Below are 22,388 nucleotides of genomic sequence, written 5' to 3'. Positions count from 1 at the left end.
ATTACAGCAAAAAGAGGAACAACATATGTTATTCCCCTTTCCCTTTTTGTTTTAGAACGTCATGCGCTTCTGTAACAACTTGCTCTATAGAAATCGGAGAATGATTTTCGCCATTCTCACGTTCACCATGCCATTTCAGATGAATTAAAAATTCAATATTACCATCCCCACCCGTAATTGGTGAGAATGTTAAACCTTCCACATCATAGCCTTCTTTTAAAGCAAACTCGACAATCATTTCTACAACAGCTTCATGTACTTTTCTATCACGAACGATACCTTTTTTCCCAACTTGCTCTCTTCCAGCTTCAAACTGCGGTTTAATTAACGCTGCTACATCTCCGTTAGGCATAAGCATTGTTTTTAAAACTGGCAGTATAAGCTTTAATGATATAAATGAAACATCAATACTTGCAAATTGAGGTAAACCACGTTCTAAGTCTGCCGGTGTCACGTAACGGAAGTTTGTTCGTTCCATTACAACAACACGCTCATCTTGACGTAATTTCCACGCTAGTTGATTGTATCCTACATCTAATGCATAAGATAATTTCGCTCCATTTTGAAGCGCGCAATCTGTAAAGCCACCAGTTGATGAACCAATATCTATCATAACTTTATCTTGTAAATCAAGATGAAATGTCTCTAATGCCTTTTCAAGTTTATAACCACCACGACTTACATACGGCATAACTTGTCCCTTCACCGTAATCTCAGTATCTTGCGAGATTTTCTCTCCTGGCTTATCAAGTCTCATCTCATTTGCATATACGAGTCCGGCCATAATGGCGCGCTTTGCTTTCTCACGCGTTTCTATAAGTCCTCGCTCTACTAATAGTACATCTACTCTTTCTTTTTTTACGCTCATTTGTTACGCCCTTTTTTGTTTTGATGGAATCATTGTATGAATACGGTCTACAACAGCATCTGTCGTTAAACCAATTTCTTCTAATAATTTTGTTACACTTCCGTGCTCTATGAAGCGGTCTGGAATACCCATTCGTTCAACTAATGCACTATGGTAACCATTTTCAGATGCAAATTCAACTACTCCTGTTCCAAAACCACCGATTAAACAAGCTTCTTCAATCGTTAAAATCGGTATATTCTTTCCTAGAAGATCATGTAAATATGCTTCATCCATTGGTTTAATAAAGCGAGCATTCACTACTTTCACTGAAACCCCAGCTTTTTCAAGACGCTCAGCTGCTTCCATTGCCATTGGTATTGTCGTACCAAACGTTAAAATAGCTGCTTGTGTCCCCTCTTTTAACGTCTCCCACGTACCGATTGGAATCGCCTTTAATTCTTTATCCATATGAACGCCAAGTCCATTACCGCGAGCATAACGCAATGCGATTGGTCCATCTTCATATTGCATCGCCGTATAAACTAAATGTTGCCCTTCATTTTCATCTTTCGGCATCATAAGCACCATATTCGGCAAGTGACGTAAGAATGAGATATCAAATACGCCTTGATGCGTTTCACCATCTGCTCCTACTAATCCCGAGCGATCTATTCCGATGAAAACATTTAAATTTTGGCGGCATATATCATGAACAACTTGGTCATATGCTCTTTGTAAAAATGTTGAATAAATCGCTAAGAATGGCTTCATTCCTTGCGTTGCCATACCTGCTGCCATTGTTGTAGCATGCTGTTCTGCAATACCTACATCAATCATACGATCTGGGAATTCTTTTTGGAATTTCTCAAGTTTTGATCCAACAGGCATTGCAGGTGTAATTGCTACGATACGCTCATCCGCTCTCGCTAGCTTAAGTACTGTTTCACTAACGACAGCACTCCATGCTGGTGCAACTTCTTTCGGCTTAACGAAGTCACCTGATTCAATTTTATAAGGTCCTGTTCCATGCCAAGTTCCAATAACGTCACTCTCAGCCGGTTTATAACCTTTTCCTTTTTTCGTAATAACGTGAACAAGCACTGGGCCTTTTGTTTTCTTTGCATATTGCAACGTTTCGAATAACTTTTCATAATCATGCCCATCGACTGGACCTAAATATGTAAAGCCTAACTCTTCGAAAAAGACACCAGATACTAGTAAATATTTAAGACTATCTTTTATTTTCTCTGCTGTCGCAGCCACTTTCCCGCCAACTGCTGGGATTTTCTTTAATATATACTCTAATTCATCTTTTACCCAGTGATATTTTCCTGCGGTACGTAAACGACCGAGCACATTATGAAGCGCACCAACGTTTGGTGCAATTGACATTTCATTATCATTCAAAATAACAATCATGTCTGTTTTTTCATGTCCAATATGGTTCAATGCCTCTAAAGCCATTCCGCCTGTTAAAGCACCATCTCCAATAATTGGTATAACATATTCTTTCGTTTTCTTTAAATCACGTGCCAGAGCCATTCCCATTGCAGCCGATAACGAAGTCGAGCTATGACCAGTTTCCCATACATCGTGCTCACTCTCGCAACGTTTCGGGAAACCACATAGACCTTGATATTGCCTTAATGTACCAAACTCTTTCGCACGTCCAGTTAAAATTTTATGTACATAGGATTGATGTCCTACATCCCATAAAAATTTATCTTGCGGGCTATCAAATAATTTGTGCAGAGCAATTGTGAGTTCTACTACACCTAAATTAGGTGCAATATGTCCACCTGTTTGAGAGAGCTCTTCAATTAAAAACTTACGAATATCCTCACTCAATCCCTCTAGTTCACTGATAGACATATCTTTCAAAAAACTAGGGTTTTGAATTTGCGTTAGATCCACATGGATCACTCACTTTCATTTCATAATCTGTCAACATGTCAAATATTATAAAAAACATTTACACAAAACAAGAAATTCTCTTTTCTATTTTTCGTCTTGTCCCGCTATTAACCAGTCTATTGCGCCCTAATCCTATTATAAACCATATTTCTTTAGGCGATGAAAAAAATAGCCGCTAACACGAAGTGATAACGGCAATGTAATCTACATATATTTTTGCCAATAACAAGAAAAGAAAAACCTTTTCCTACATTTATATCATAAAATGATGAATGACTCAACAAATGAAAACGCTGTTATATTAGTTATTACGTTTTGCAATCAAATCACAAATAGATAGTAAATATTCATCTTGTAATTGCAAGGAACTAATCGCACCTTTTGCTTCTGCAATTGTTTCTTCTAAAATATCCTTTGCTCTATCTACAGTAAACAACGTTGTATATGTGCTCTTTTCATTAGAAAGATCGCTACCAATCGGTTTTCCAATCTCTTCTTCAGTTCCTTCGACATCTAAAATATCATCTCGAATTTGGAAAGCTAGACCGATATATTTGGCAAACGTAAGCAACTTTTCTTCTTGCTCTTCTGTCGCATCAGAAAGTATCGCACCCGCAAGTACAGCAAATTCAAGCAGTTTTCCGGTCTTATGTTTATGGATGTACTCCAATTCATCAATCGTAAGGCGTTTCCCTTCAGCTTCCATATCTGCCACTTGTCCGCCAACCATTCCTTCTGGTCCTGCTGCTTTTGCAAGTTCAAGTACAAGTCTTACTTTTTTTTCGGCAGAAATTTCTTTTTGCTCATATGCCATAATAACTTGAAAAGCATACGTCAATAAGCCATCTCCTGCTAAAACTGCCATCGCTTCACCAAATACTTTGTGATTTGTGGGCTTTCCTCTTCTTAAATCATCATCATCCATACAAGGTAAATCATCATGAACTAATGAATATGTATGAATCATTTCAAGAGCACAAGCTGCACCTACTCCAAGATTTCTTTCTTTCCCAAACGCTTGTAATGTTGCAAACAAAAGTAACGGGCGGAGACGTTTTCCACCCGCTTCCAAAGAATATGCCATCGCTTCACGAAGTACATTTGGACATTGTAATTCATTTGCATAGCTTACAAGTTTTTCTTCTACGAAAGTTTTACTTTCTTTCAAAAAAGTATCAAAAGCAATCGTCACTATGCTTCATCTCCTAAAGCAGTAAACGGTTCAAGCTCTCCATCTTCCCCAAGAATAACTGCCATTTGTTCTTGTACATTCTTCAGCTTCTCATCACAAAGCTTAGATAATTCCATACCTTCTTTAAAATAAGAAATCGCTTCTTCTAAAGGTACGTCACCTTGTTCTAGCTTAGAAACAAGATGCTCAAGTTGCGAAATTGCCTCTTCAAAGCTTAATTTATTTTCCATTATTCAATTCACGCTCCTCTATGCCTGATACGCTACAATCTAGTATTCCATCTTGTAATTGAACTGAAACAGCATCTCCAAGGCTTACATCTTTCACACTTTTTAACACTTGCTTCTCTTCATCATATACAAGCCCGTACCCTCTCATCATTACTTTAAGCGGACTTAACGCTTCAAGTTTTTGAGCAGCTCTTACAAAGGCAAATTCTTTCGTTTGAAGTAACGTTTGCATTTCACGTTGTAATTGCTTTTGCAACGTTTCAACAGCTACCTTCGTTTGCATAATTTTTTGAGATGGGTGGTGCTTCTCTAAATAAAATGAAAGTTGCTTTAACTGATTCACCTTTTTATCAATATAGCGCTCTTTCGCTAAAACAAGCTGTTCTAGCGCTCTATCTAATTGCTCTTCCTTTTGCTCATATACTTGTCTTGGATAACGGAACGCATACGATTTTTGCAACACTTGTAGTTTTTCTTCTTTTTTATGTACTAACTCTCTCATTGCTCTTTGCAATCTCAGAGTTCTTTGTAATACCTTTTCTTGTAACTCTATAATGTTAGGTGCTGCCAGCTCAGCTGCTGCAGTCGGTGTTGGCGCGCGTAAATCTGCAACAAAATCTGCGATTGTAAAATCCGTTTCATGGCCTACTGCCGAAATAATAGGAATTTCACTCTTAAAGATTGCTCTTGCAACCATTTCCTCATTGAAAGCCCATAATTCCTCAATAGAACCTCCACCACGACCAACGATTAGTACATCTATCTCTCCCATTTCATTCGCTGTACGAATCGCTTGTACAATCGAGGGAGCCGCTGACTCCCCTTGTACAAGTACCGGAAATACAATAACATTCCCAATTGGATAACGACGTTTAATCGTTGTTATAATATCACGAATCGCTGCTCCTGTTGGCGACGTAATCACACCTATTGTTTTAGCGTAAGGAGGAATCGCTTTTTTATAAACTTGAGAAAAAAGTCCTTCTTCTTCTAAACGAACTTTTAACTGTTCGTACGCTAAATGTAAATTCCCGACTCCGTCAGGCTGCATGTCTTGAATATAAATTTGATAAGAACCACTCGCCTCGTAAACAGAGATTTTCCCTTTCACGAGTACCTTCATCCCATTTTCAGGTTTGAATTTAATATTACGATTATGGCCCGCAAACATAACCGCTGCGATTCTTGCATTTTCATCTTTCAATGTAAAATACATGTGGCCACGGCTATGATTTTTAAAGTTGGAAATTTCACCTTTTAACCAAACAGACTGCAAATGCGGATCATATTCTATTTTTGTTTTTATATAGCGTGTTAACGCTGTAACGGTTAAATATTGCTTCTCCATTTCTCTCTCCTCATAGCCGACTCAAATTATTTACAAACGACACCTGCACGTTTGGCAGATTCAACAGTATTATGAAGAAGCATTGTGATTGTCATTGGACCAACACCCTTTGGCACAGGTGTAATGTAACCCGCAACATCTAACACGTTGTCAAAGTCAACATCACCACAAAGTTTTCCTGTTTCTAAACGGTTAACACCAACGTCAATTACAACCGCTCCTTCTTTAATATAATCCGCTGTTATCATTTTAGGTCGTCCAACAGCTACGATTAAAATATCAGCTAACTTCGATAACTCTTTCATATTTTGCGTCTTAGAATGACAATATGTTACAGTGGCATTTTCATTTAAAAACAATTGTCCCACTGGTTTACCGACAATATTACTTCTTCCAATTACTACTACATGTTTTCCAGAAATATCAAGATTTGTTTCTTTTACTAATTCTACAATACCATGCGGTGTACATGGAAGGAATGTATCTTGTCCCGTCATCATACGTCCCACGCTGATTGGGTGAAATCCGTCTACATCCTTTTCTGGTGAAATTCTTTCAATGATAGCTTTTTCTTCAATATGTTTTGGTAAAGGTAATTGCACTAATATGCCATTAATACGGTCATCTCCATTTAAGCGATCGATTTCAGCAAGCAAACGTTCCTCAGTAATTGTTTCAGGAAGTTCAATTAGCTCTGAGTAAATCCCTACTTGTTCACAGCCTTTTTCTTTTCCTTTCACATAAGAACGAGATGCTGGATCTTCTCCAACTAAAATAACTGCTAATCCTGGTACAATACCTTGCTCTTTCAACTTCACAACTTCTTCTGTTAATTGTGCTCGTTTTTTCTCCGCAACTTCATTTCCTTTGATGATTACTGCTACCATTTTAAGATTCCCCCTTAAAGAATTTACAGTGTATCTTTTATATTAGATAAAACGCCGTTAATAAAACGACGAGATTCCTCATCCCCAAATGTTTTTGCAATTTCAATTGCTTCGTTAATTGTTACGTTGTGTGGAATTTCTTCCATGTACTTCATTTCATACACAGCTACACGTAAAATACTGCGATCAACAATACTAATACGCTCAAGCTTCCACTTTTTTAAGTTTTGACGAATCGCTTCATCGATTGCTTCTTTATTTTCTACAAAACCTACTACAAGTGACTCTAGAAACTCATTTGTTTCTTCGCCTTCATCCAGCGTGTTTTCCACTGCTACTTTCGGTTCTAATTCACCTGTAATATCCATTTGGTATAATGCTTGCATTGCTCTTTCTCTAGCCGTCCTACGTTTCATTGTAACTCTCCTTTATGCTTCAAGTCTTTCCTTATACTTTGTTATATTATTATAATTTATAAGCCGTCAATTCACTTACTCTTACAGTTTTCATTGATTTTCCAACCTTATAATACAATGATAATAACACAATTTATCGTTTCACACACGGGTTACAAGGCTGAAAAATAATAAAAAGATTAACTTCAAGTTCCATATCTTATCACAATGTACGTTTTTTGGAAAAACGACACATTTCCTTGTTTATTTCTTATTTTTTGAAATAGTATAATAATTAGAGGGTTGTAATTTGTGAAGAAATGAAACGATAAAAAAGATGCCTATGTTACTAGGCACCTTTTCATTCTTACACTGGTTCGATTTCTGTTTTTTGTGTTTCGAATGTTACGCCAACGATGTGAACATTCACTTCTTTTGGCTCAAGTCCTGTCATTGTAAAGAGTGCTTGGCGAATATTGTCTTGAATCTTTTGTGCAACAACTGGAATTGCTACACCAAAATACATTACAACATAAAGGTCAACGATAATATCTTCGTTTGCTAATTCAACCTTTACACCTTTACCATGATTTTTCTTACCTAACTTCTCAACAACATCTGTAGCAAAATTACCGCGCATTGCCGCTACACCTTCTACTTCAGCAGCTGCAATACCTGCAATTACTTCAATTACTTCTGGTGCAATTTCTACTTTACCAAGAGTTGTATCTTGACCCATATCTAACATATGTTCAGCCATGAAAAAAACCTCCTTTAATGTATCACTGCGTCACAAGTTCATGCTCTTCCAAAAATTTCGTATTAAACTCACCTTTTACAAAATCAGGATGATCTAGCAATTGCAAATGGAACGGGATTGTTGTATGTACGCCTTCAATGACAAATTCACTAAGTGCGCGCTTCATTTTTGCAATTGCCTCTTCACGTGTTTTTCCGTGAACAATTAATTTAGCAACCATCGAATCATAGAAAGGTGGGATTGAATATCCCGGATATACAGCTGAATCGACGCGAATACCAAATCCTCCTGGTGGTAAGTACATTTCTACTTTACCTGGAGATGGCATAAATTTTTTGGCAGGGTTTTCCGCATTAATTCGACATTCAATTGCCCAACCATTAAATTGTACTTCTTCTTGCTGTAACGATAACTTTTCTCCTGAAGCAACAAGAATTTGCTCTTTAATTAAGTCCATTCCCGTTACCATTTCAGTAACCGGATGCTCAACCTGAATTCTCGTATTCATCTCCATGAAATAAAAGGTTTTCGTTTTATATTCATAAATAAACTCAACCGTACCAGCACCTGTATAATCAACCGCTACCGCCGCTTTAACTGCCGCTTCACCCATCTGCTTGCGAATATCTTCATCAAGTGCAGGTGATGGACTTTCTTCTAGTAGTTTTTGCAAACGGCGCTGAATTGTACAATCACGCTCTCCTAAATGAATGGCATTTCCGTGTGTATCTGCCATTATTTGAATCTCAACATGGCGGAAATCTTCAACGTACTTTTCTAAGTATACACCAGGGTTCCCAAAAGCGGTACTAGCTTCTTGCTGTGTAATTTGAATTCCTTTTATAAGCTCTTCTTCATGGCGTGCAACACGAATACCTTTTCCGCCGCCACCTGCAGTCGCTTTAATAATAACTGGATATCCAATTTGATTAGCAAGCTCGATCGCTTCTTCGGTATTTTTAATAATCCCTTGTGAACCTGGTACAATCGGAACCCCTGCTTCTTTCATTGTATCACGAGCAACGTCTTTTGTGCCCATCTTTGAAATAGCTTCTGGACTTGGACCGATAAAAATCAAGTTACATTCACGGCATAATTCTGCGAAATCTGCATTCTCTGCTAAAAATCCGTATCCCGGATGAATAGCATCGCAGCCTGTTAACTTCGCAACGCTAATAATGTTCGTCAAATTTAAATAGCTTTCTTTCGAAATCGTTGGTCCTACACAATACGCCTCGTCTGCAATCTGTACGTGAAGTGACTCTTTATCTGCTTCTGAATAAATTGCAACTGTTTCAATATCCATTTCTTTACAAGCACGAATAATTCGTACAGCAATTTCCCCACGATTGGCTATTAATACTTTTTTTATCATCACAAAGACTCCCTTATTACGCTTTTACAAGAAATAGCGGTTGTCCATACTCAACAAGCTGTCCGTTATTAACAAGAATTTCAACAATTTCGCCCTCTACATCAGCATCAATTTCGTTAAATAACTTCATAGCCTCGACAATACACACGATAGAATCTTTCGATACTCTATCCCCAACACTTACATATGGAGGTGTATCAGGCGAAGAAGAAGAATAGAATGTACCTACCATCGGTGATGTGATTTTATGTAGGTTTTCATTTTGAACAGCCTTCTTCTCTTCTTGTTTTGGCGCTTCTGCTTGTGCTGCTGCTACTTTCGTTTCAACTTCAACAGGCGCTACTGGTTGCATAGCTTGTTTTGCTGCAGGTGCTTGCACAGCAACAACTTCATTACCACGCTTTTTCATTTTGATTGTTGTACCGTCTTTTTTGTATTCAAATTCATCAATATTAGAGCTATCAATTAATTTAATTAATTCGCGAACTTCTTGAATTTTAAACATGTAAAATCCACTCCCATACTCTTGTTTGTCCCGTTTTTACAGATTCTCGTCACGAAAACTAGATTGACTGTAAAAATACGATGTATTCTATTAGAAAATATATTTCATTAACTAATAGAAATATTTACTATTTCCATCTTACGATAAATTTTTTAAACATTCCAATTTATATTTCTTTATAATAAATCGAAACTCCTGTAAAAATATTATTCCAATAAAAATTTAATACCTAGTAATAATACCAAGTTTCACACGAAATTGGCAAGACCACTTCTTAAAAAACATTCACTACTTTTTCAAAACGTTACACAGCAAACATGCCATTCCCTCTTCACCACACCTATAGTCAATAACATATTTTTACCAAATATTTTTTTTGTTTACACACCGTTCATCATTCCTTCATATAAGAATAGTATGTTCAAAGTGTAGAAAATATATTGTGTCGAGGTGTGGAAATATGATATGGCTCATTCTCTTTTTACCTGCTGTAATCGTTTGGGCATGCGTTCTTTGCATCCACGTCAAATCCGGAAAAAGTAATCATCAGTACCATGAACCATTAATCTTTTACTCACAACGTGTTTCTCCATTCCGAGCTGAACATAGTAAAAATAATTACAAAGACGCAATAGAAAAAAGCTATCGAAAATGATAGCTTTTTTCTATTCACACGTACTTACATACTCTTTTTACTATTTGCATACCCTTTGCTTAGTAAAAGATAATAATCCGTAGGGAAATCCCTACGGATTAAAGTTTCACTTATTTCGCTGGTGGATCAAATTTCACACCTACATCTTTTGATCCGCCTTCACTTCTTACAAGTTGAATAATTTTATTTGCTTCTTTCTGTGAATGTTTTGCCGCTTTAACCGTTACTCTAATATCAGTACCATCAGCTCTTACAAGAGCATCTGGATATCCTCCTTGAGATTTAATTACTGTCTCAAGTAATTCTTGCTTCGTTTCCATTGTCGTAATGGCATCAAAATTTTCTTTCGCTTTATTCTTTTCTGTTGCTGAAGCTTTTGTTGAACTCATCACTTCTTGTAATTTTGCTTTTTGTTCACTACGCTGATCTTCCATTTGCATACGTAAAGCTGTGAAATTCTCATCACTTGATTGAACTGATACATTGCCCTCTTTTTTACTTGTTTCTTTTTTTGCATTTTCTTTTTTGTCTGTTTCTTTATTCGTTGTTTCTTTGCTTGTATTTTCTTTTTTCGGAGTTTCTTTAGGCGCTTCGTTTGTTACTGCTTTATCAGTACCTTGTTTTTCTTGTCCAATCTTTTCACCTGTTGCTGGCGATGCTGTATTCATTTTGTCAGGAGTTGTCACGTAATACACAGATAGTACAACAACTAAACTTAACATCGTTAATAACCAAACTGTTTGTTTTTTTAACACTTTATTTCCTCCCTATCAATTTTTCGGTGAAACTGAAACGCGATGGGCCGGTACATCTAGCAGCCTTATCACAGCTTCTTTTACCATTGCTTTAACTTGTATATTATCCACTCCCTTTGCTACGACAAGAACACCACGTACTTTCGGCTTCTCTGTTCGTAAAACAACAGGAGTTTCTTTATCCCCTTCACGTATAATGACAGTCTTTTCATCAAGAGACTCGTCCTCTACTTCTCTCTTACCGCCTGTTTTATCTGTTTCACCTGTTGTTTGTGAGCGTTTCACTGTATTTTTTTCTAAAATTTTTTCTTCAGATGAATCTAAATTCACTTTAATCGTTACGTCTTTTACTCCTGCTATTTCTTCTAAAGCAGTTTTTAATTCTTGTTCATACGCTTTTTCATATTTTTCTACATTTGACATACTATCATTACTTTTTTGTCCGAAAGTTGGTACGTCTTTTTCTTGGTTTTGAGTTTTTTGTTCTTTAAATACAGGTACTTCTTCTTTTTTACTTGAAAAGAGACTACTAGAAAACATAAGCAAAATTCCAAGTATGAGTAGGACAAGTAAAAACTTAGGTGTTACCTTTTTACCCTTCTCGTTGCTTTCTTTTTGATCCCCATTCAATAAGTTTCGAAAAAATGAGAACTTCGAATTTTTATCTTTATTGTCCATTTACTCTACCTGTCCTCCCTTCCATTTGAACTTGGATTTGTTTACCCTCTAGTTGCCACCTGCTTGAAAAGAAATCTTTCATTTCTACATTCGTTTCTTCCACTTTTTTTGGAGGCTCTTTCGTGTTAATTTCAATTGGCTTTACTGTTTCGATTGCATCATTTTTACTACGTTCTTTTTCTTTCAACGTCACAACAACAGATTGAATATCTTTCGCTGACTTTACTTCTTCTATATTTTCTGCTGCGACTATTTGTATTTCAGAGACAGCCATACCATACTTTTTCTCAAACTCTTTTCCTACTTCTTTTTTCATTTTGGTAGCCATCTCTTCTAAACTATATGCACGTGTTAGAGCTTGTATTTCTTTTTTCTTCGAATCTATTGAATTTTTTACAGATCCTTCTGCTACGTACTTTTCTTCATTAAAATTTGCAATTACTTCATTTACATCTGTCTGCAATAGTTTAAAAAGGGGTGTTAAAATTAATACGACTAACAAAAGACTTACAACAAATTTAACGTATTTTTGCAAATTCGAATTTGGAAGAATAAGATGAATCATTGTCGCTAAGAGCAAAAAAACGATAATATTTCTGATCCACTCTGTAACAAATTGCATACTCTTCACCTCCTACCGCATCATAAGTGTAATATTCCCCGCAGCAATAATAATTGTAATACTTAAAAAGAACATAAATGATACGATAGCTAAGCAAGCAAATACGTAAATGATGCTTCTTCCAATAATGTCTAAACATTGAATAATTGCTCCGCCGCCAACCGGTTGTAATACTGCTGCTGCGAATTTATAAATAAATGCAATACAGAAAATTTGAATCGCAGGAAAAGCAACAATTAAGCATAAAATGACGAGCCCAATAATTCCGACTGTGTTTTTCAATAATCCTGATGCGCTAATAACAGTATCTGCCGCTTCCGTAAACATCCTTCCAACTACTGGAATGAAGTTTCCTGTTACAAATTTAGCAGTTTTCACAGCTATGCCATCAGCAACGGCTGTCGCTGTTCCTTGTACAGATAATACCCCTAAAAAAATCGTTAAGAAGATACCGATAATCCCAACGCTAACGTTTTGCAGAAGCTTGGACAATTTTGTAACTTTATATTGATCACTCATTGTACTTACAATACTTAATATCGTTGCCAGTAATAAAAGCGGTAGAACGATATAATTCATAAGAAGCCCGCTTGTATTCATTAAGAAAATGATAATCGGATGAAAGAAAGATACAGATACAACCCCGCCACCAGTCGCTATAAGCGCCAATAAAATTGGCAATAGCGCTAATATGAAATCTACCATTGTTTGTATCGTTTCTCTTGCATATGTCATAACGACATAAAAACTATTTAAAGCAAAAATAATAAGTACCATATATACAACAGCATCAGCAATTTTACTTACACTACTTTTTGAAAAAGCGGATTGCAGTGATTGCAACAATGCACTAAAGATTGTGAGCATAATGAGTGTGCCAAGCAGTTTTCCATTAGCTGCAAGCTCATGAAATAAATATTTTAATAACCCTATCATCCACTCTTTTAGAGAGAATTCTTTTTCTCCCTTTACAAACTCCATAAAACTCCCTTTTTGACTCTCTGGCAAATAGCCACCATATTTTGTAACAAGCCCGTCCCAAAATTGCTTCACATCTTCAATTCCGAGCTTATCCAATTGTTGATCAACGACGTTTGTTTCTACAGGAGAAGCTTGTACAACAACCGGTAAAGAAAAGAAAAGGAAGCAAGCAAATAGCAGCTTAGCTCCAAACCTCCTCAACATTCACTCCCCCTTATCCCGTCGGTAAAAATCCGAGAATAGTTTCAATTACAACCGTCAAAATAGGAATTGCCATAACGAGAATTAAGATTTTCCCAGCAAGTTCAATTTTCGAAGCGATGGCACCTTGACCAGCATCTTTTGTAATTTGAGCTCCAAACTCGGCAATATAAGCAATTCCAATAATTTTTAGTAACGTTTCCACGTAGACGTTGCTAACTTTCGCTTCACTCGCTACTCTCTCAATCATTTGTAAAATAGAATGAATTTGATCGATTAAAATAAGAAACATCACGCTACCTACGAACACAATAAATAAAGATGTAATACTAGATTTATGCTGGTTCAAAACAGCAGCTAAAAACGTAGCAACGAGGCCTAATCCGACAATTTGTATAATTTCGATTCGAACCGCCTCCTTTACTGGAAGAGAAAGACACTTTTAATCTTGTCGAATAGCGTATTAATTAAAAATGCAACATGAAATAAAATGACGACAAAACCGACAAGGATAACCCAATTTGCAATATCCTCACGCTTCAATTCTTTTAGTACAGTATGAATGAAAGCTAAAACAATGCCGATTCCGGCGATTTGAAATATTAATCCAACATCAATGGACATCGCCTTTCTCCCCCCTATAGCAGTAAAATTACAATAAGTAGCCCTGCTAGTACCCCTAAGCTCTTAATCATTTTTTCGTATTGCAGTTGTAAAGCTTTCGCTTCCTCTTCTTCTCTCTCCAAATGTGTAATACATAAGCGAATATGTTTTTGTTGTGATTCACGATCATGTTGCCCGAGCGTTTCACCAAATTGCTGCAGTATTTCATACTCGGTTTGTTGAAAAGCCGTCAACTTCCAATTCTCTTTCAAACTATCTATCCAAGCTTCCCTTACTGTTTGTTCTCCACTTTCTAGTTTTTTAGCGAAACTTTGAAATATCCAATTTAATGGCTTTGGCATTTGTTTAACTAATCGCTCGGCAGCCTCAGATAAAGGTGTGTGTCCATACATAATTTCTGCCTCTAATGATTGAAGTGCTGATTTTAATAACCTAAGTTGCCTCGGTCTCTCACTGTATCTTTTAGCGTACGAAAACCCGAAAAAGGTGCTGACCGCAACGATTAACACTGCACCAAATATTTTCACCATACGCCCTCAGCCTTTCTATTTGATAACACTGGTTTTCCATATTTATCTTTCACCTGCATAACCGTTCCTGGACCCCTCGCTTTTGACAACTCCACAAACCTATCAAATATACCAAGCTCTAGCACTGCCTTGAGCGATGGACGTCTCACAACATCCTCATAGGAAAATCCGTGTGCGCTTATAAAAAGCTGGACACCTGCATGCACTGCCTCCATAATTGCTTCACTATCTTCTTTACGGCCAATTTCATCTACGATCAAAATATCAGGACTCATAGAACGAATCATCATCATCATTCCTTCTGCCTTTGGACATGCGTCTAACACATCGACTCGGGTACCAAAATCATATTGCGGGATCCCTTTCACACAACCAGCAATTTCTGACCGTTCATCAACGATCCCCACTTTACAGGAAGGAATTTCCGAAGCACTTACCCCTTGACTCATGCAACGTGCTACATCTCTTAAGAGTGTCGTTTTTCCCGTTTGGGGAGGGCCAATTACCATCGTGTTTAACCACCTTTTTTCATACAAATATGGCAAAAGCGGTTCAGCAATCCCTATTTTTTGACGAGCAATACGAATATTAAAGGAAGAGACATCACGAATCATTTTCACTGCGCTTTTTTCTGTAATGACTTTTCCTGCTAACCCGATTCTATGCCCTCCGCGAAGCGTCACATACCCACGTTTTAATTCCTCTTCCATCGTATAAATTGAGAATTGACTTAACTTATTCAATAAGTAAATAGCATCCTCTGCAGTAGTGATATAGTCATAAAAAAACACCTTTCCGTGTGCAATACACTCTAGCGGCCTTCCAATTCGAACGCGAATTTCCTCTAAAGCATCGTATTGCTTACATTCTTCAATTAAGTACTTCATCGTTTTTGGTAAAACTTCTAATACCTCTTTCATCGGCTTCTCCCCACTATACTCGACTTACTATTTCAGTAATGCGATAAAAATACAGCAAATTCCAAGCGCTAGAAAAAAGAGCTTCAAGAAAGAAATTTCACTTGCTACACTCGCTATCCCAATTGTCATTGTTAAAATTAATACGGTAGGTCCAACAAACGCCAACATACCATTTATAAACAACGCTTTCTTCGCATCATTCACATAAAGCATAAGCAAAGCAGCAAATATCTCCGCACTACCTGAAAATAATCGAAGTGCCCCCATAACAAGCACGGATGTTTCCATTGCCGCTAGCCACTGTTTCATTCTTCCACCTTCTCCCGTAACAGTTACTAACTTCGTATTCTAAAAAAGAATATATTTGTACAACCATATGCAGAGGTTGTCTATTTCAGAAGTAAAAACATAATTTTTCTCTAAAGTCTGAATTACAATCTGAATATTCATATTATTTCATGGTATATTATGGTACATTTAGTTTAAAAGAGGTTTAAACCATGCAGCACGTCACTTTATTACCACTAGATTTATGCTATACAAATGTGATTTTCGAGCTATCAAGTGATCCACATATAAAAAATGCATTGGGGATAACGGTAGAAAATATCGAAGACACGAAAACATTTCTTCTTTTCGCAATAGAAGAAGAGCGTCAAAAGAAATCCTTATCGAGAATGATTGTGAATGAAGAAAATGAAATAATTGGCCTCACCACACTTAAACATATTAATAATGAGAAAAAGCAATCTCACATTGGTAGTTGGCTCGGCTATCCGTACTGGGGAAAAGGCTATAACGAGGCTGCTAAAAAAGAAATCTTTAAAATCGCCTTTTTAGACTTACAACTTTCCTACGTATTTGCTGGTGCTAAAACGAATAATATCCGCTCTTTAAAAGCACAAGAAAAACTACCTTATATTTCATTGCATGTGGAAAACAAGTTTCCAGACGAACACGCTGCACTAGAGAAAGAAGTAAAGTCACCTTGCTCTCTGCATGTCGTGTCACGTGAAAATTTTTTAAACTGGTTGAAATTACAGAATGAGGGGGAAAAATATGAAGGCATTGAAAGTTAGTTTAACCGTTGTAGTAGAATTAGCTCTTATTTATCTTTTTTCATTATTGGTCGGTTGGTCATTTATAGAGACCTTTTTCCTTGGTAGTTTAGCAATATTTGCAATTATGTGGTTAATTATTATGAGTAACCATAGAAATAACATTACAGATCACGCAATAAGTAAAACATTAACTGGCGTTGAGACTGGCGAAATAAAACCATTTCAAATTGTTTTGACTCCATCTATTATGGGTACTCTTTCACTTGTTTTAGTCAGTTTTATAATAACAGCTATTTACTATCTACCCTATTTCCTATAAAAAAAGCACTCGTGAATTATCACGAGTGCTTTTTTACTATGCACGAGAAACGTATTTACCTTCACCAGTGTTGATGATAAGCATTTCGCCTTCGTTAATGAAGATTGGTACTTGTACAACAAGACCAGTTTCTAATGTAGCTGGTTTTGTTACGTTAGAAGCAGTATCACCTTTAATACCAGGCTCTGTTTCTGTAACTTGTAATTCAACTGTGTTTGGAAGTTCAACACCAAGTACTTCGCCTTGGTAAGTCATGATTGCTACTTCCATGTTTTCTTTTAGGAATTTAAGCTCGCGCTCGATTTGTTTTTCACCAAGTTCGATTTGCTCATAAGTTCCGTTATCCATAAATACGTGAGCCTCACCGCTTGCGTATAAGTATTGCATACGACGGTTTTCGATGTGTGCTTTTTCTACTTTCTCACCTGCACGGAATGTTTTCTCTTGAACAGAACCTGTGCGAAGATTACGTAGTTTAGAACGAACGAATGCAGCACCTTTACCTGGCTTTACGTGTTGGAAATCAAGTACTTGCCAAAGGGCATTGTCCACTGAAATTGTTAAACCTGTACGAAAATCGTTTACTGAAATCATGTAAAAAAATCCTCCTGTGTATTACAAAATAATAAGTTCTTTTGGTGATTTCGTAATTACTTCATTACCTTCACTTGTCACAATGATATCATCTTCAATACGTACGCCGCCAATACCTGGAATATATATACCTGGTTCTACTGTTACAGCCATACCTGGTTCAAGTACTGTATGAGAACGGAACGCTAAACCTGGTGCTTCATGGATTTCAAGACCTATTCCATGACCAGTAGAGTGTCCAAAGTATTCACCATATCCTTTTTCCGTTATGTAGTCACGCGTTAGCGCATCAGCCTCGCGACCTGTTAAACCAGCTTTAATACCGTTCACACCACGTAGTTGTGCTTCTAAAACGATATTATAAATTTCTTTTAATTTATCAGATGGTTCACCGACTGCAATCGTACGAGTAATATCAGAGCAATATCCTTTGTAATAAGCGCCGAAGTCTAATGTAACGAAATCTCCTGTTTCTATCACTTTTTCAGATGCCACGCCGTGCGGTAATGCCGAACGAAGACCTGAAGCAACGATAATATCAAACGAAGAAGATGTTGCTCCTTGTTTTCTCATGAAAAATTCAAGTTCATTTGACACTTCAATTTCAGATACTCCCGGGCGAATGAATGATAGAATATGCTCAAAGGCAGCATCTGCAATCTGTGCAGCTTCCTTTAATATCTTAATCTCTGAATCAGTCTTTATCAAGCGTAACTTTTCTACAAGTCCAGAAGTCGGGATAAATTCAGCATCAATCGCTTCCTTATGCACTGAATAAGAACTATATGTAAGAGTATCTTGCTCAAAACCAAGCTTTTGAATTCCAAGCTCTTTCACTTGCTTTGCCACTTCATCAATGATCAATCCTGCGTGCTGTACAACCTCATATCCAACCGCTTGTTTACTTGCCTGCTCGACGTAACGGAAATCTGTAATAAATTGAGCACGATCTTTTGAAATAAGAACAACGCCTGCTGTTCCTGTGAAGTTAGCCATATATCTACGACTATGTTCATTTGTTAACAAAATACCGTCAATACCAGCCTCATCAAATGCACTTCGTAATCTTTCAATTTTCTCCATTACTTTATGCCTCCCTCAATTTCTCCATTAATGCAAATAACGCTAACTTATAGCCATAAAAACCAAATCCTACAATTTGACCTGCACAAACAGCTGCCGTCACAGATTCATGACGGAACGATTCACGCTGATGAATGTTAGAAATATGTACTTCAATAACAGGAATCGAAATGCTCGCAATGGCATCACGAATCGCATAGCTATAATGCGTAAATGCTCCCGGATTTAAAATGATCCCTTCATATATATCTTCCGCTTCATGAATAATGTCGATAATGGCACCTTCATGATTCGATTGGAAACATTCTAACTCCACTCCCATTGTTTCTGCTTCTTGCTTCATATCTGCTTCAAGTGTCGTTAGCGTGCCCTTTCCATATACATTTACCTCACGAACACCGAGGCGATTTAGGTTAGGACCGTTTACGAGGAGTAACTTTTTCATATTCTTAAAACTCCTTAATATTAAATATCTATACAATATTTTAACATAGGAGTTACTTATTTGAATAGTTCGTCTTCTCTTACCCTTCTTGTTCTGCTTTATTGCTATTTACTGCGTAAGAAACAGAATATGCTATAAACACACCATACAATATAAAAATACATATTGTCGTCACAATTGTCTCTTTTGGTAAATGGAGCGCACTTTTAATAACAGGAGCCATTAAACCCATCCCCAAAAACAGTAGTGCCCACCAAAATAGCCCATAAATAATTCCCGCTATAATCCCTTCAAACTTTGCAAAAAATGCTTTATACAAAAAGGCAATCAAAATTGAAAGAAGTCCCATACACACTATTCCGAACACATTGCCCCATACACCCTCTTTCCAACTTCCAAACGCAAATGGTAAAAGGAAATAATTCGGGCCCGCCTCCGTGAATGAAAATATATGAAGGAAATACCATACCCCGCCCCAAAAGATTCCACCAAACAAACCAATCTGCACAAAATTCCTTGTTCCTAATTGTTCTTGACTCACATCGACACCTCCGCTCAATAGTATGCCCGAAACTATTTTGAAGCATGTTTAAATCCTGCGAAATTTGTCTATAAAAAGAATAAGAAATGTCCGACTCTCATAACATTTTCCCTTGTCATCTACTTGTATTTGCCGATAAAATAAAGGAAACTCGGTGATTGTCTTATTTCAAAACGACAGAACCCAGTATGACAATTGCCTCTTTTTCTACATAAGAGAGAAACAAATACAGGTTGGTGTTAACATGGCAGAAGAGTCAAAACAAATATATGGCGGGCAAGCGGTCATAGAAGGAGTTATGTTTGGCGGTAGAGAATATACTGTTACAGCGGTTCGTCGTAAAGATAAATCGATTGAATTTTATCGATTACCACGCGTTCGTAATAAAGTACTATCTACCCTAAAAAAAATTCCATTTTTACGAGGGATTGCCGCTATTGTGGATGCAAGTGCGAATGGAGCAAAGCATTTAAACTTCGCTTCAGAACGATTTGACGTCCACCCAGAAGATGATGAACAAATTGCAAATAAAAAAGAAGAACAATCAAAATTAACGATGGTATTAGGAGTTGCAGCTGTTGGCGTTTTATCTTTTATATTCGGTAAAGTCATTTTCACAGCAGTTCCTGCACTATTAGCTGAATTAACAAGACCGATTTTCCCGTCTCATACTGGGCAAATCATTGTCGAAAGTGTCATTAAGCTCATGCTATTATTGAGCTATATATACTTTATTTCTTTAACCCCACTTATTAAGCGGGTATTTCAGTATCACGGTGCAGAGCATAAGGTAATCAATGCTTACGAGAATAACCTTCCTCTGACTGTAGAAAACGTTCAAAAGCAAACTCGTCTCCATTATAGATGTGGCAGTAGCTTTATTATATTTACAGTCATTATTGGAATGTTCGTTTATTTCCTAGTCCCTACAGATCCTCTTTGGGCACGAGTTATAAACCGAATTTTATTAATTCCAGTTGTACTTGGTATTTCTTTTGAAGTACTACAATTCACAAATCGATTACGAGATATTCCCGTATTACGCGTACTTGGATATCCTGGATTATGGCTACAACTATTAACAACGAAAGAACCAACAGATGATCAAGTGGAAGTAGCAATTGCATCGTTTGAAGAATTATTACGTTTAGAGAACAAACAATAATTATTTAAAAATGGTGTTCAACTCCTTTCCTCATCGTTAATATACTAATTTTAATATACGTTTTTAGGAGGTGTCCCTTATGAACGGTCGTTCGTTTACTTTCGCTATATTTGTGCTTATTATCGGATTGGCAATATTCGGCCTTGTTTCATCTGTTATTACAAATCCCATGGGTGTATTAAGAAATATCGGGTACATGTTACTTGTTGTTGGTATCTTTTACTTGCTATACAAGATGTTTACAAATTCCAGTGGTTCTGCAAATTCACAAAGCTCATATAAGCGTGCGGCAAAACAATCGAACCGCAAACATGGGAAACAAAATGTAGCACCCCTAGGCAATTCTCTCTTTAAGTCAAATACTTCTAATGACAAAAGTAAAAAAGGGAATTCTTCCACTTTGAAACGAAAAAGAAAACAGTCTCATTTAACTGTCATTGAAGGCAAAAAAAGCAAAAAGAAAGACCGTGCTTCCTTTTAGGAAATACGGTCTTTTTTTATACTTTGAAGCACTTCTTTTAAACTTTTCTCTCTCATACTTTCAATTCGAAGATGATGATTTTCAAATGGTAAATTCCGTGTCACATCATTAGGTACAACAACGCACGTTAATCCCGCTGCAACTGCTGCTCTCAATCCATTTAATGAATCTTCAAATACAACAGCTTCAGACGGCTTAATTCCTAATTCTTCTATTGCAACTCGATAAAGAGCTGGATCTGGTTTTACCTTCTCAACATCTTCTCTCGTTTTAATCACTTCAAAATATTCTCGAATCTGTAGCTCTTCTAAAAAATGAATAACCCATTCTCTAGACGAACTAGAAGCCAGTGCGATTTTCAATCCCATTTCTTTCGCTTCTTCTAAATATTCTTTTACCCCGTCACGAGCTTCTGGTATTCTCATTTTCTCTTTATGTAAAGTTGCCACTTTTTCTTTTAATGCATTTTTGTTAAACTTCTCTTTTAATTGATCATTTAAATATGTATAAAGTACCTCATCTGTTGTTCCAATACATTTCGCAAATTCCTCTAAAGGTAGTTCCCCGCCGTATTCACGAACAGCATCTCTGAAAGAGTGAAACCATATCGTTTCTGTGTCCACAATTAATCCATCAAAATCAAAAATAATTGCTTTCATAATTCTCCCATCCTTTTCGAATTGAAATAAAAAAGGAAACGCCATACGTTCCCCTTAATTACTTTTCTCTTCATTTGCTCTTTGAACACCACGAAGTGTTTCCACTCGGACTGCATCTTGTTCAAAGTATTCCACTAAATCACCAATGCGATCAATTGCTTCCCAACTTAAATGATGTTCAATTCCTTCTACATCATTGTAAATTTTACTTTCATCCACACCGATAATACGCATAAATTGCTCTAGCAAGTCATGACGATATACGAGACGTTCTCCGATTTTTTTACCTTTTGTTGTTAATACAAGCCCTCTATATTTTTCATAAATTAGATATTCATCTTTGTCTAATTTTTGCACCATTTTTGTTACAGAGGATGGATGTACACTAAGCGCTTCAGCAATATCAGATACGCGGGCGTAACCCTTTTCATCAATCAACAAATAAATTTGTTCAATATAATCTTCCATACTAGGGGTAGGCATCGGTTTCCTCCATCCAAGTTCATTTTGCTTATTCCGTACGAAGCAATCAATAAAATGATACACCAGAAAGAATAACGTGACAAGTTGAAAACGAGCCTAAATATATAAAACAAAAAAGAATCTGTATTTGCATAC

General features: G+C 36.8%; 30 protein-coding genes. 5 read left to right on the top strand and 25 right to left on the bottom strand.

Going from position 1 to position 22,388, the window contains the following annotated elements:
* Nucleotides 1–28: 28 nt before the first annotated feature.
* From QCI79_RS30190 to accB, 10 genes are all read right to left on the bottom strand, one after another.
* Entirely contained in the window at nt 29–868 is an 840-nt protein-coding gene (locus tag QCI79_RS30190) for a TlyA family RNA methyltransferase (protein WP_000111874.1), read from the bottom strand.
* A gap of 3 nt (nt 869–871) precedes the next feature.
* Complete coding sequence (gene dxs, locus QCI79_RS30185; RefSeq protein ID WP_000366454.1) at nt 872–2,764, bottom strand: 1-deoxy-D-xylulose-5-phosphate synthase; 1,893 nt, start codon at nt 2,762–2,764, stop codon at nt 872–874.
* Between the two features lie 301 nt (nt 2,765–3,065).
* Nucleotides 3,066–3,956 (bottom strand): (2E,6E)-farnesyl diphosphate synthase, encoded by an 891-nt coding sequence (ispA, locus tag QCI79_RS30180; protein WP_000150374.1) that lies wholly within the window; start codon nt 3,954–3,956, stop codon nt 3,066–3,068.
* A complete protein-coding gene (gene xseB, locus QCI79_RS30175; protein WP_000428423.1) occupies nt 3,956–4,186 on the bottom strand; it encodes an exodeoxyribonuclease VII small subunit in 231 nt (76 codons plus the stop codon). Before xseB ends, ispA begins: the two co-directional genes overlap by 1 nt.
* Nucleotides 4,176–5,534 (bottom strand): exodeoxyribonuclease VII large subunit, encoded by a 1,359-nt coding sequence (gene xseA / locus QCI79_RS30170; RefSeq protein ID WP_000415249.1) that lies wholly within the window; start codon nt 5,532–5,534, stop codon nt 4,176–4,178. The genes xseB and xseA overlap by 11 nt, the downstream gene beginning before the upstream one ends.
* Nucleotides 5,535–5,560: 26 nt before the next feature.
* Nucleotides 5,561–6,421, bottom strand: coding sequence for a bifunctional methylenetetrahydrofolate dehydrogenase/methenyltetrahydrofolate cyclohydrolase FolD (gene folD, locus QCI79_RS30165; RefSeq protein ID WP_000226732.1), 861 nt, complete (start codon nt 6,419–6,421; stop codon nt 5,561–5,563).
* A gap of 23 nt (nt 6,422–6,444) precedes the next feature.
* Nucleotides 6,445–6,837, bottom strand: a complete 393-nt coding sequence (nusB, locus tag QCI79_RS30160) for a N utilization substance protein NusB (protein ID WP_000830247.1) — start codon at nt 6,835–6,837, stop codon at nt 6,445–6,447.
* 346 nt (nt 6,838–7,183) lie between these two features.
* Nucleotides 7,184–7,576, bottom strand: a complete 393-nt coding sequence (locus QCI79_RS30155) for an Asp23/Gls24 family envelope stress response protein (protein ID WP_000807630.1) — start codon at nt 7,574–7,576, stop codon at nt 7,184–7,186.
* Between the two features lie 22 nt (nt 7,577–7,598).
* Nucleotides 7,599–8,951 carry an acetyl-CoA carboxylase biotin carboxylase subunit gene (gene accC / locus QCI79_RS30150; RefSeq protein ID WP_000592870.1) on the bottom strand — a complete coding sequence of 451 codons (1,353 nt, stop codon included), beginning with the start codon at nt 8,949–8,951 and terminating at the stop codon, nt 7,599–7,601.
* Between the two features lie 16 nt (nt 8,952–8,967).
* Entirely contained in the window at nt 8,968–9,456 is a 489-nt protein-coding gene (gene accB, locus QCI79_RS30145; protein ID WP_000472859.1) for an acetyl-CoA carboxylase biotin carboxyl carrier protein, read from the bottom strand.
* Between the two features lie 460 nt (nt 9,457–9,916).
* Here accB and QCI79_RS30140 point away from each other — a divergent pair, with 460 nt between their 5' ends.
* On the top strand, nt 9,917–10,111 hold the full coding sequence (locus QCI79_RS30140) for a hypothetical protein (RefSeq protein ID WP_002101315.1): 195 nt from the start codon (nt 9,917–9,919) through the stop codon (nt 10,109–10,111).
* A gap of 110 nt (nt 10,112–10,221) precedes the next feature.
* Here QCI79_RS30140 and QCI79_RS30135 read toward each other — a convergent pair whose 3' ends face one another.
* The 9 genes from QCI79_RS30135 to QCI79_RS30095 are packed head-to-tail and all read right to left on the bottom strand — an operon-like array spanning nt 10,222 to nt 15,731.
* Nucleotides 10,222–10,866, bottom strand: a complete 645-nt coding sequence (locus tag QCI79_RS30135) for a SpoIIIAH-like family protein (protein WP_000914710.1) — start codon at nt 10,864–10,866, stop codon at nt 10,222–10,224.
* A 15-nt stretch (nt 10,867–10,881) separates the two neighbouring features.
* Nucleotides 10,882–11,544 carry a stage III sporulation protein AG gene (gene spoIIIAG / locus QCI79_RS30130; protein WP_000368890.1) on the bottom strand — a complete coding sequence of 221 codons (663 nt, stop codon included), beginning with the start codon at nt 11,542–11,544 and terminating at the stop codon, nt 10,882–10,884.
* Entirely contained in the window at nt 11,534–12,166 is a 633-nt protein-coding gene (gene spoIIIAF, locus QCI79_RS30125) for a stage III sporulation protein AF (RefSeq protein ID WP_001161026.1), read from the bottom strand. The genes spoIIIAG and spoIIIAF overlap by 11 nt, the downstream gene beginning before the upstream one ends.
* 12 nt (nt 12,167–12,178) lie before the next feature.
* Complete coding sequence (spoIIIAE, locus tag QCI79_RS30120; RefSeq protein ID WP_000946110.1) at nt 12,179–13,351, bottom strand: stage III sporulation protein AE; 1,173 nt, start codon at nt 13,349–13,351, stop codon at nt 12,179–12,181.
* A gap of 10 nt (nt 13,352–13,361) precedes the next feature.
* Nucleotides 13,362–13,745 (bottom strand): stage III sporulation protein AD, encoded by a 384-nt coding sequence (spoIIIAD, locus tag QCI79_RS30115; protein WP_077393170.1) that lies wholly within the window; start codon nt 13,743–13,745, stop codon nt 13,362–13,364.
* Nucleotides 13,746–13,768: 23 nt separating this feature from the next.
* Nucleotides 13,769–13,972, bottom strand: coding sequence for a stage III sporulation protein AC (gene spoIIIAC / locus QCI79_RS30110; RefSeq protein ID WP_000020914.1), 204 nt, complete (start codon nt 13,970–13,972; stop codon nt 13,769–13,771).
* 14 nt (nt 13,973–13,986) lie between these two features.
* Complete coding sequence (gene spoIIIAB / locus QCI79_RS30105; RefSeq protein WP_000238702.1) at nt 13,987–14,502, bottom strand: stage III sporulation protein SpoIIIAB; 516 nt, start codon at nt 14,500–14,502, stop codon at nt 13,987–13,989.
* The gene (gene spoIIIAA, locus QCI79_RS30100; protein ID WP_000665905.1) at nt 14,496–15,422 is read right to left on the bottom strand and encodes a stage III sporulation protein AA; all 927 of its coding nucleotides are present in this window, start codon (nt 15,420–15,422) and stop codon (nt 14,496–14,498) included. Before spoIIIAA ends, spoIIIAB begins: the two co-directional genes overlap by 7 nt.
* A gap of 27 nt (nt 15,423–15,449) precedes the next feature.
* Nucleotides 15,450–15,731, bottom strand: a complete 282-nt coding sequence (locus QCI79_RS30095) for a YqhV family protein (RefSeq protein WP_000816050.1) — start codon at nt 15,729–15,731, stop codon at nt 15,450–15,452.
* A 191-nt stretch (nt 15,732–15,922) separates the two neighbouring features.
* On the opposite strand from QCI79_RS30095, the gene QCI79_RS30090 reads away from it, so the two are divergent.
* Both QCI79_RS30090 and QCI79_RS30085 read left to right on the top strand, forming a co-directional pair.
* Nucleotides 15,923–16,501, top strand: coding sequence for a GNAT family N-acetyltransferase (locus tag QCI79_RS30090; protein ID WP_001164991.1), 579 nt, complete (start codon nt 15,923–15,925; stop codon nt 16,499–16,501).
* Nucleotides 16,482–16,802, top strand: a complete 321-nt coding sequence (locus QCI79_RS30085; protein ID WP_000645695.1) for a hypothetical protein — start codon at nt 16,482–16,484, stop codon at nt 16,800–16,802. The genes QCI79_RS30090 and QCI79_RS30085 overlap by 20 nt, the downstream gene beginning before the upstream one ends.
* 36 nt (nt 16,803–16,838) lie before the next feature.
* Here QCI79_RS30085 and efp read toward each other — a convergent pair whose 3' ends face one another.
* The 4 genes from efp to QCI79_RS30065 all read right to left on the bottom strand — a co-directional run bounded on the left by efp (nt 16,839) and on the right by QCI79_RS30065 (nt 19,465).
* Complete coding sequence (efp, locus tag QCI79_RS30080; RefSeq protein WP_000626516.1) at nt 16,839–17,396, bottom strand: elongation factor P; 558 nt, start codon at nt 17,394–17,396, stop codon at nt 16,839–16,841.
* A 21-nt stretch (nt 17,397–17,417) separates the two neighbouring features.
* Nucleotides 17,418–18,479 (bottom strand): Xaa-Pro dipeptidase, encoded by a 1,062-nt coding sequence (gene pepQ / locus QCI79_RS30075; protein ID WP_000411041.1) that lies wholly within the window; start codon nt 18,477–18,479, stop codon nt 17,418–17,420.
* A 4-nt stretch (nt 18,480–18,483) separates the two neighbouring features.
* Nucleotides 18,484–18,924, bottom strand: coding sequence for a type II 3-dehydroquinate dehydratase (gene aroQ, locus QCI79_RS30070; protein ID WP_000735147.1), 441 nt, complete (start codon nt 18,922–18,924; stop codon nt 18,484–18,486).
* A 79-nt stretch (nt 18,925–19,003) separates the two neighbouring features.
* Nucleotides 19,004–19,465, bottom strand: coding sequence for a YqhR family membrane protein (locus QCI79_RS30065; protein WP_000076893.1), 462 nt, complete (start codon nt 19,463–19,465; stop codon nt 19,004–19,006).
* Between the two features lie 244 nt (nt 19,466–19,709).
* On the opposite strand from QCI79_RS30065, the gene QCI79_RS30060 reads away from it, so the two are divergent.
* The gene (locus QCI79_RS30060) at nt 19,710–20,630 is read left to right on the top strand and encodes a DUF1385 domain-containing protein (RefSeq protein WP_000807121.1); all 921 of its coding nucleotides are present in this window, start codon (nt 19,710–19,712) and stop codon (nt 20,628–20,630) included.
* Between the two features lie 79 nt (nt 20,631–20,709).
* Nucleotides 20,710–21,111 (top strand): SA1362 family protein, encoded by a 402-nt coding sequence (locus QCI79_RS30055; RefSeq protein WP_021727700.1) that lies wholly within the window; start codon nt 20,710–20,712, stop codon nt 21,109–21,111.
* Here the strand turns inward: QCI79_RS30055 and QCI79_RS30050 are convergent.
* Together QCI79_RS30050 and mntR are read right to left on the bottom strand one after the other, a co-directional pair.
* Nucleotides 21,108–21,770, bottom strand: coding sequence for an HAD family hydrolase (locus QCI79_RS30050; RefSeq protein ID WP_021727699.1), 663 nt, complete (start codon nt 21,768–21,770; stop codon nt 21,108–21,110). The two genes, QCI79_RS30055 and QCI79_RS30050, sit on opposite strands and share 4 nt — an antisense overlap.
* A 54-nt stretch (nt 21,771–21,824) precedes the next feature.
* Nucleotides 21,825–22,253 (bottom strand): transcriptional regulator MntR, encoded by a 429-nt coding sequence (gene mntR, locus QCI79_RS30045; protein ID WP_001143083.1) that lies wholly within the window; start codon nt 22,251–22,253, stop codon nt 21,825–21,827.
* Nucleotides 22,254–22,388 lie beyond the last annotated feature (135 nt).

This window comes from Bacillus cereus group sp. MG1 (assembly GCF_040460035.1).
In the GTDB taxonomy this organism is placed as follows: Bacteria; Bacillota; Bacilli; order Bacillales; family Bacillaceae_G; genus Bacillus_A; species Bacillus_A cereus.
The sequence above is the reverse complement of the archived record's forward strand: the minus strand, read 5'-3'. Positions and strand labels throughout refer to the sequence as shown.

Excerpts from the sequence above, each read along its gene's own strand:
- QCI79_RS30190 (WP_000111874.1), bottom strand. The coding sequence starts at position 868 with ATGAGCGTAAAAAAAGAAAGAGTAGATGTACTATTAGTAGAGCGAGGA.
- xseB (WP_000428423.1), bottom strand. The coding sequence starts at position 4,186 with ATGGAAAATAAATTAAGCTTTGAAGAGGCAATTTCGCAACTTGAGCAT.
- xseA (WP_000415249.1), bottom strand. The coding sequence starts at position 5,534 with ATGGAGAAGCAATATTTAACCGTTACAGCGTTAACACGCTATATAAAA.
- folD (WP_000226732.1), bottom strand. The coding sequence starts at position 6,421 with ATGGTAGCAGTAATCATCAAAGGAAATGAAGTTGCGGAGAAAAAACGA.
- nusB (WP_000830247.1), bottom strand. The coding sequence starts at position 6,837 with ATGAAACGTAGGACGGCTAGAGAAAGAGCAATGCAAGCATTATACCAA.
- QCI79_RS30155 (WP_000807630.1), bottom strand. The coding sequence starts at position 7,576 with ATGGCTGAACATATGTTAGATATGGGTCAAGATACAACTCTTGGTAAA.
- accC (WP_000592870.1), bottom strand. The coding sequence starts at position 8,951 with ATGATAAAAAAAGTATTAATAGCCAATCGTGGGGAAATTGCTGTACGA.
- accB (WP_000472859.1), bottom strand. The coding sequence starts at position 9,456 with ATGTTTAAAATTCAAGAAGTTCGCGAATTAATTAAATTAATTGATAGC.
- QCI79_RS30140 (WP_002101315.1), top strand. The coding sequence starts at position 9,917 with ATGATATGGCTCATTCTCTTTTTACCTGCTGTAATCGTTTGGGCATGC.
- spoIIIAG (WP_000368890.1), bottom strand. The coding sequence starts at position 11,544 with ATGGACAATAAAGATAAAAATTCGAAGTTCTCATTTTTTCGAAACTTA.
- spoIIIAF (WP_001161026.1), bottom strand. The coding sequence starts at position 12,166 with ATGCAATTTGTTACAGAGTGGATCAGAAATATTATCGTTTTTTTGCTC.
- spoIIIAE (WP_000946110.1), bottom strand. The coding sequence starts at position 13,351 with ATGTTGAGGAGGTTTGGAGCTAAGCTGCTATTTGCTTGCTTCCTTTTC.
- spoIIIAC (WP_000020914.1), bottom strand. The coding sequence starts at position 13,972 with ATGTCCATTGATGTTGGATTAATATTTCAAATCGCCGGAATCGGCATT.
- spoIIIAB (WP_000238702.1), bottom strand. The coding sequence starts at position 14,502 with ATGGTGAAAATATTTGGTGCAGTGTTAATCGTTGCGGTCAGCACCTTT.
- spoIIIAA (WP_000665905.1), bottom strand. The coding sequence starts at position 15,422 with ATGAAAGAGGTATTAGAAGTTTTACCAAAAACGATGAAGTACTTAATT.
- QCI79_RS30095 (WP_000816050.1), bottom strand. The coding sequence starts at position 15,731 with ATGAAACAGTGGCTAGCGGCAATGGAAACATCCGTGCTTGTTATGGGG.
- QCI79_RS30090 (WP_001164991.1), top strand. The coding sequence starts at position 15,923 with ATGCAGCACGTCACTTTATTACCACTAGATTTATGCTATACAAATGTG.
- QCI79_RS30085 (WP_000645695.1), top strand. The coding sequence starts at position 16,482 with ATGAAGGCATTGAAAGTTAGTTTAACCGTTGTAGTAGAATTAGCTCTT.
- efp (WP_000626516.1), bottom strand. The coding sequence starts at position 17,396 with ATGATTTCAGTAAACGATTTTCGTACAGGTTTAACAATTTCAGTGGAC.
- pepQ (WP_000411041.1), bottom strand. The coding sequence starts at position 18,479 with ATGGAGAAAATTGAAAGATTACGAAGTGCATTTGATGAGGCTGGTATT.
- aroQ (WP_000735147.1), bottom strand. The coding sequence starts at position 18,924 with ATGAAAAAGTTACTCCTCGTAAACGGTCCTAACCTAAATCGCCTCGGT.
- QCI79_RS30060 (WP_000807121.1), top strand. The coding sequence starts at position 19,710 with ATGGCAGAAGAGTCAAAACAAATATATGGCGGGCAAGCGGTCATAGAA.
- QCI79_RS30055 (WP_021727700.1), top strand. The coding sequence starts at position 20,710 with ATGAACGGTCGTTCGTTTACTTTCGCTATATTTGTGCTTATTATCGGA.
- QCI79_RS30050 (WP_021727699.1), bottom strand. The coding sequence starts at position 21,770 with ATGAAAGCAATTATTTTTGATTTTGATGGATTAATTGTGGACACAGAA.
- mntR (WP_001143083.1), bottom strand. The coding sequence starts at position 22,253 with ATGCCTACCCCTAGTATGGAAGATTATATTGAACAAATTTATTTGTTG.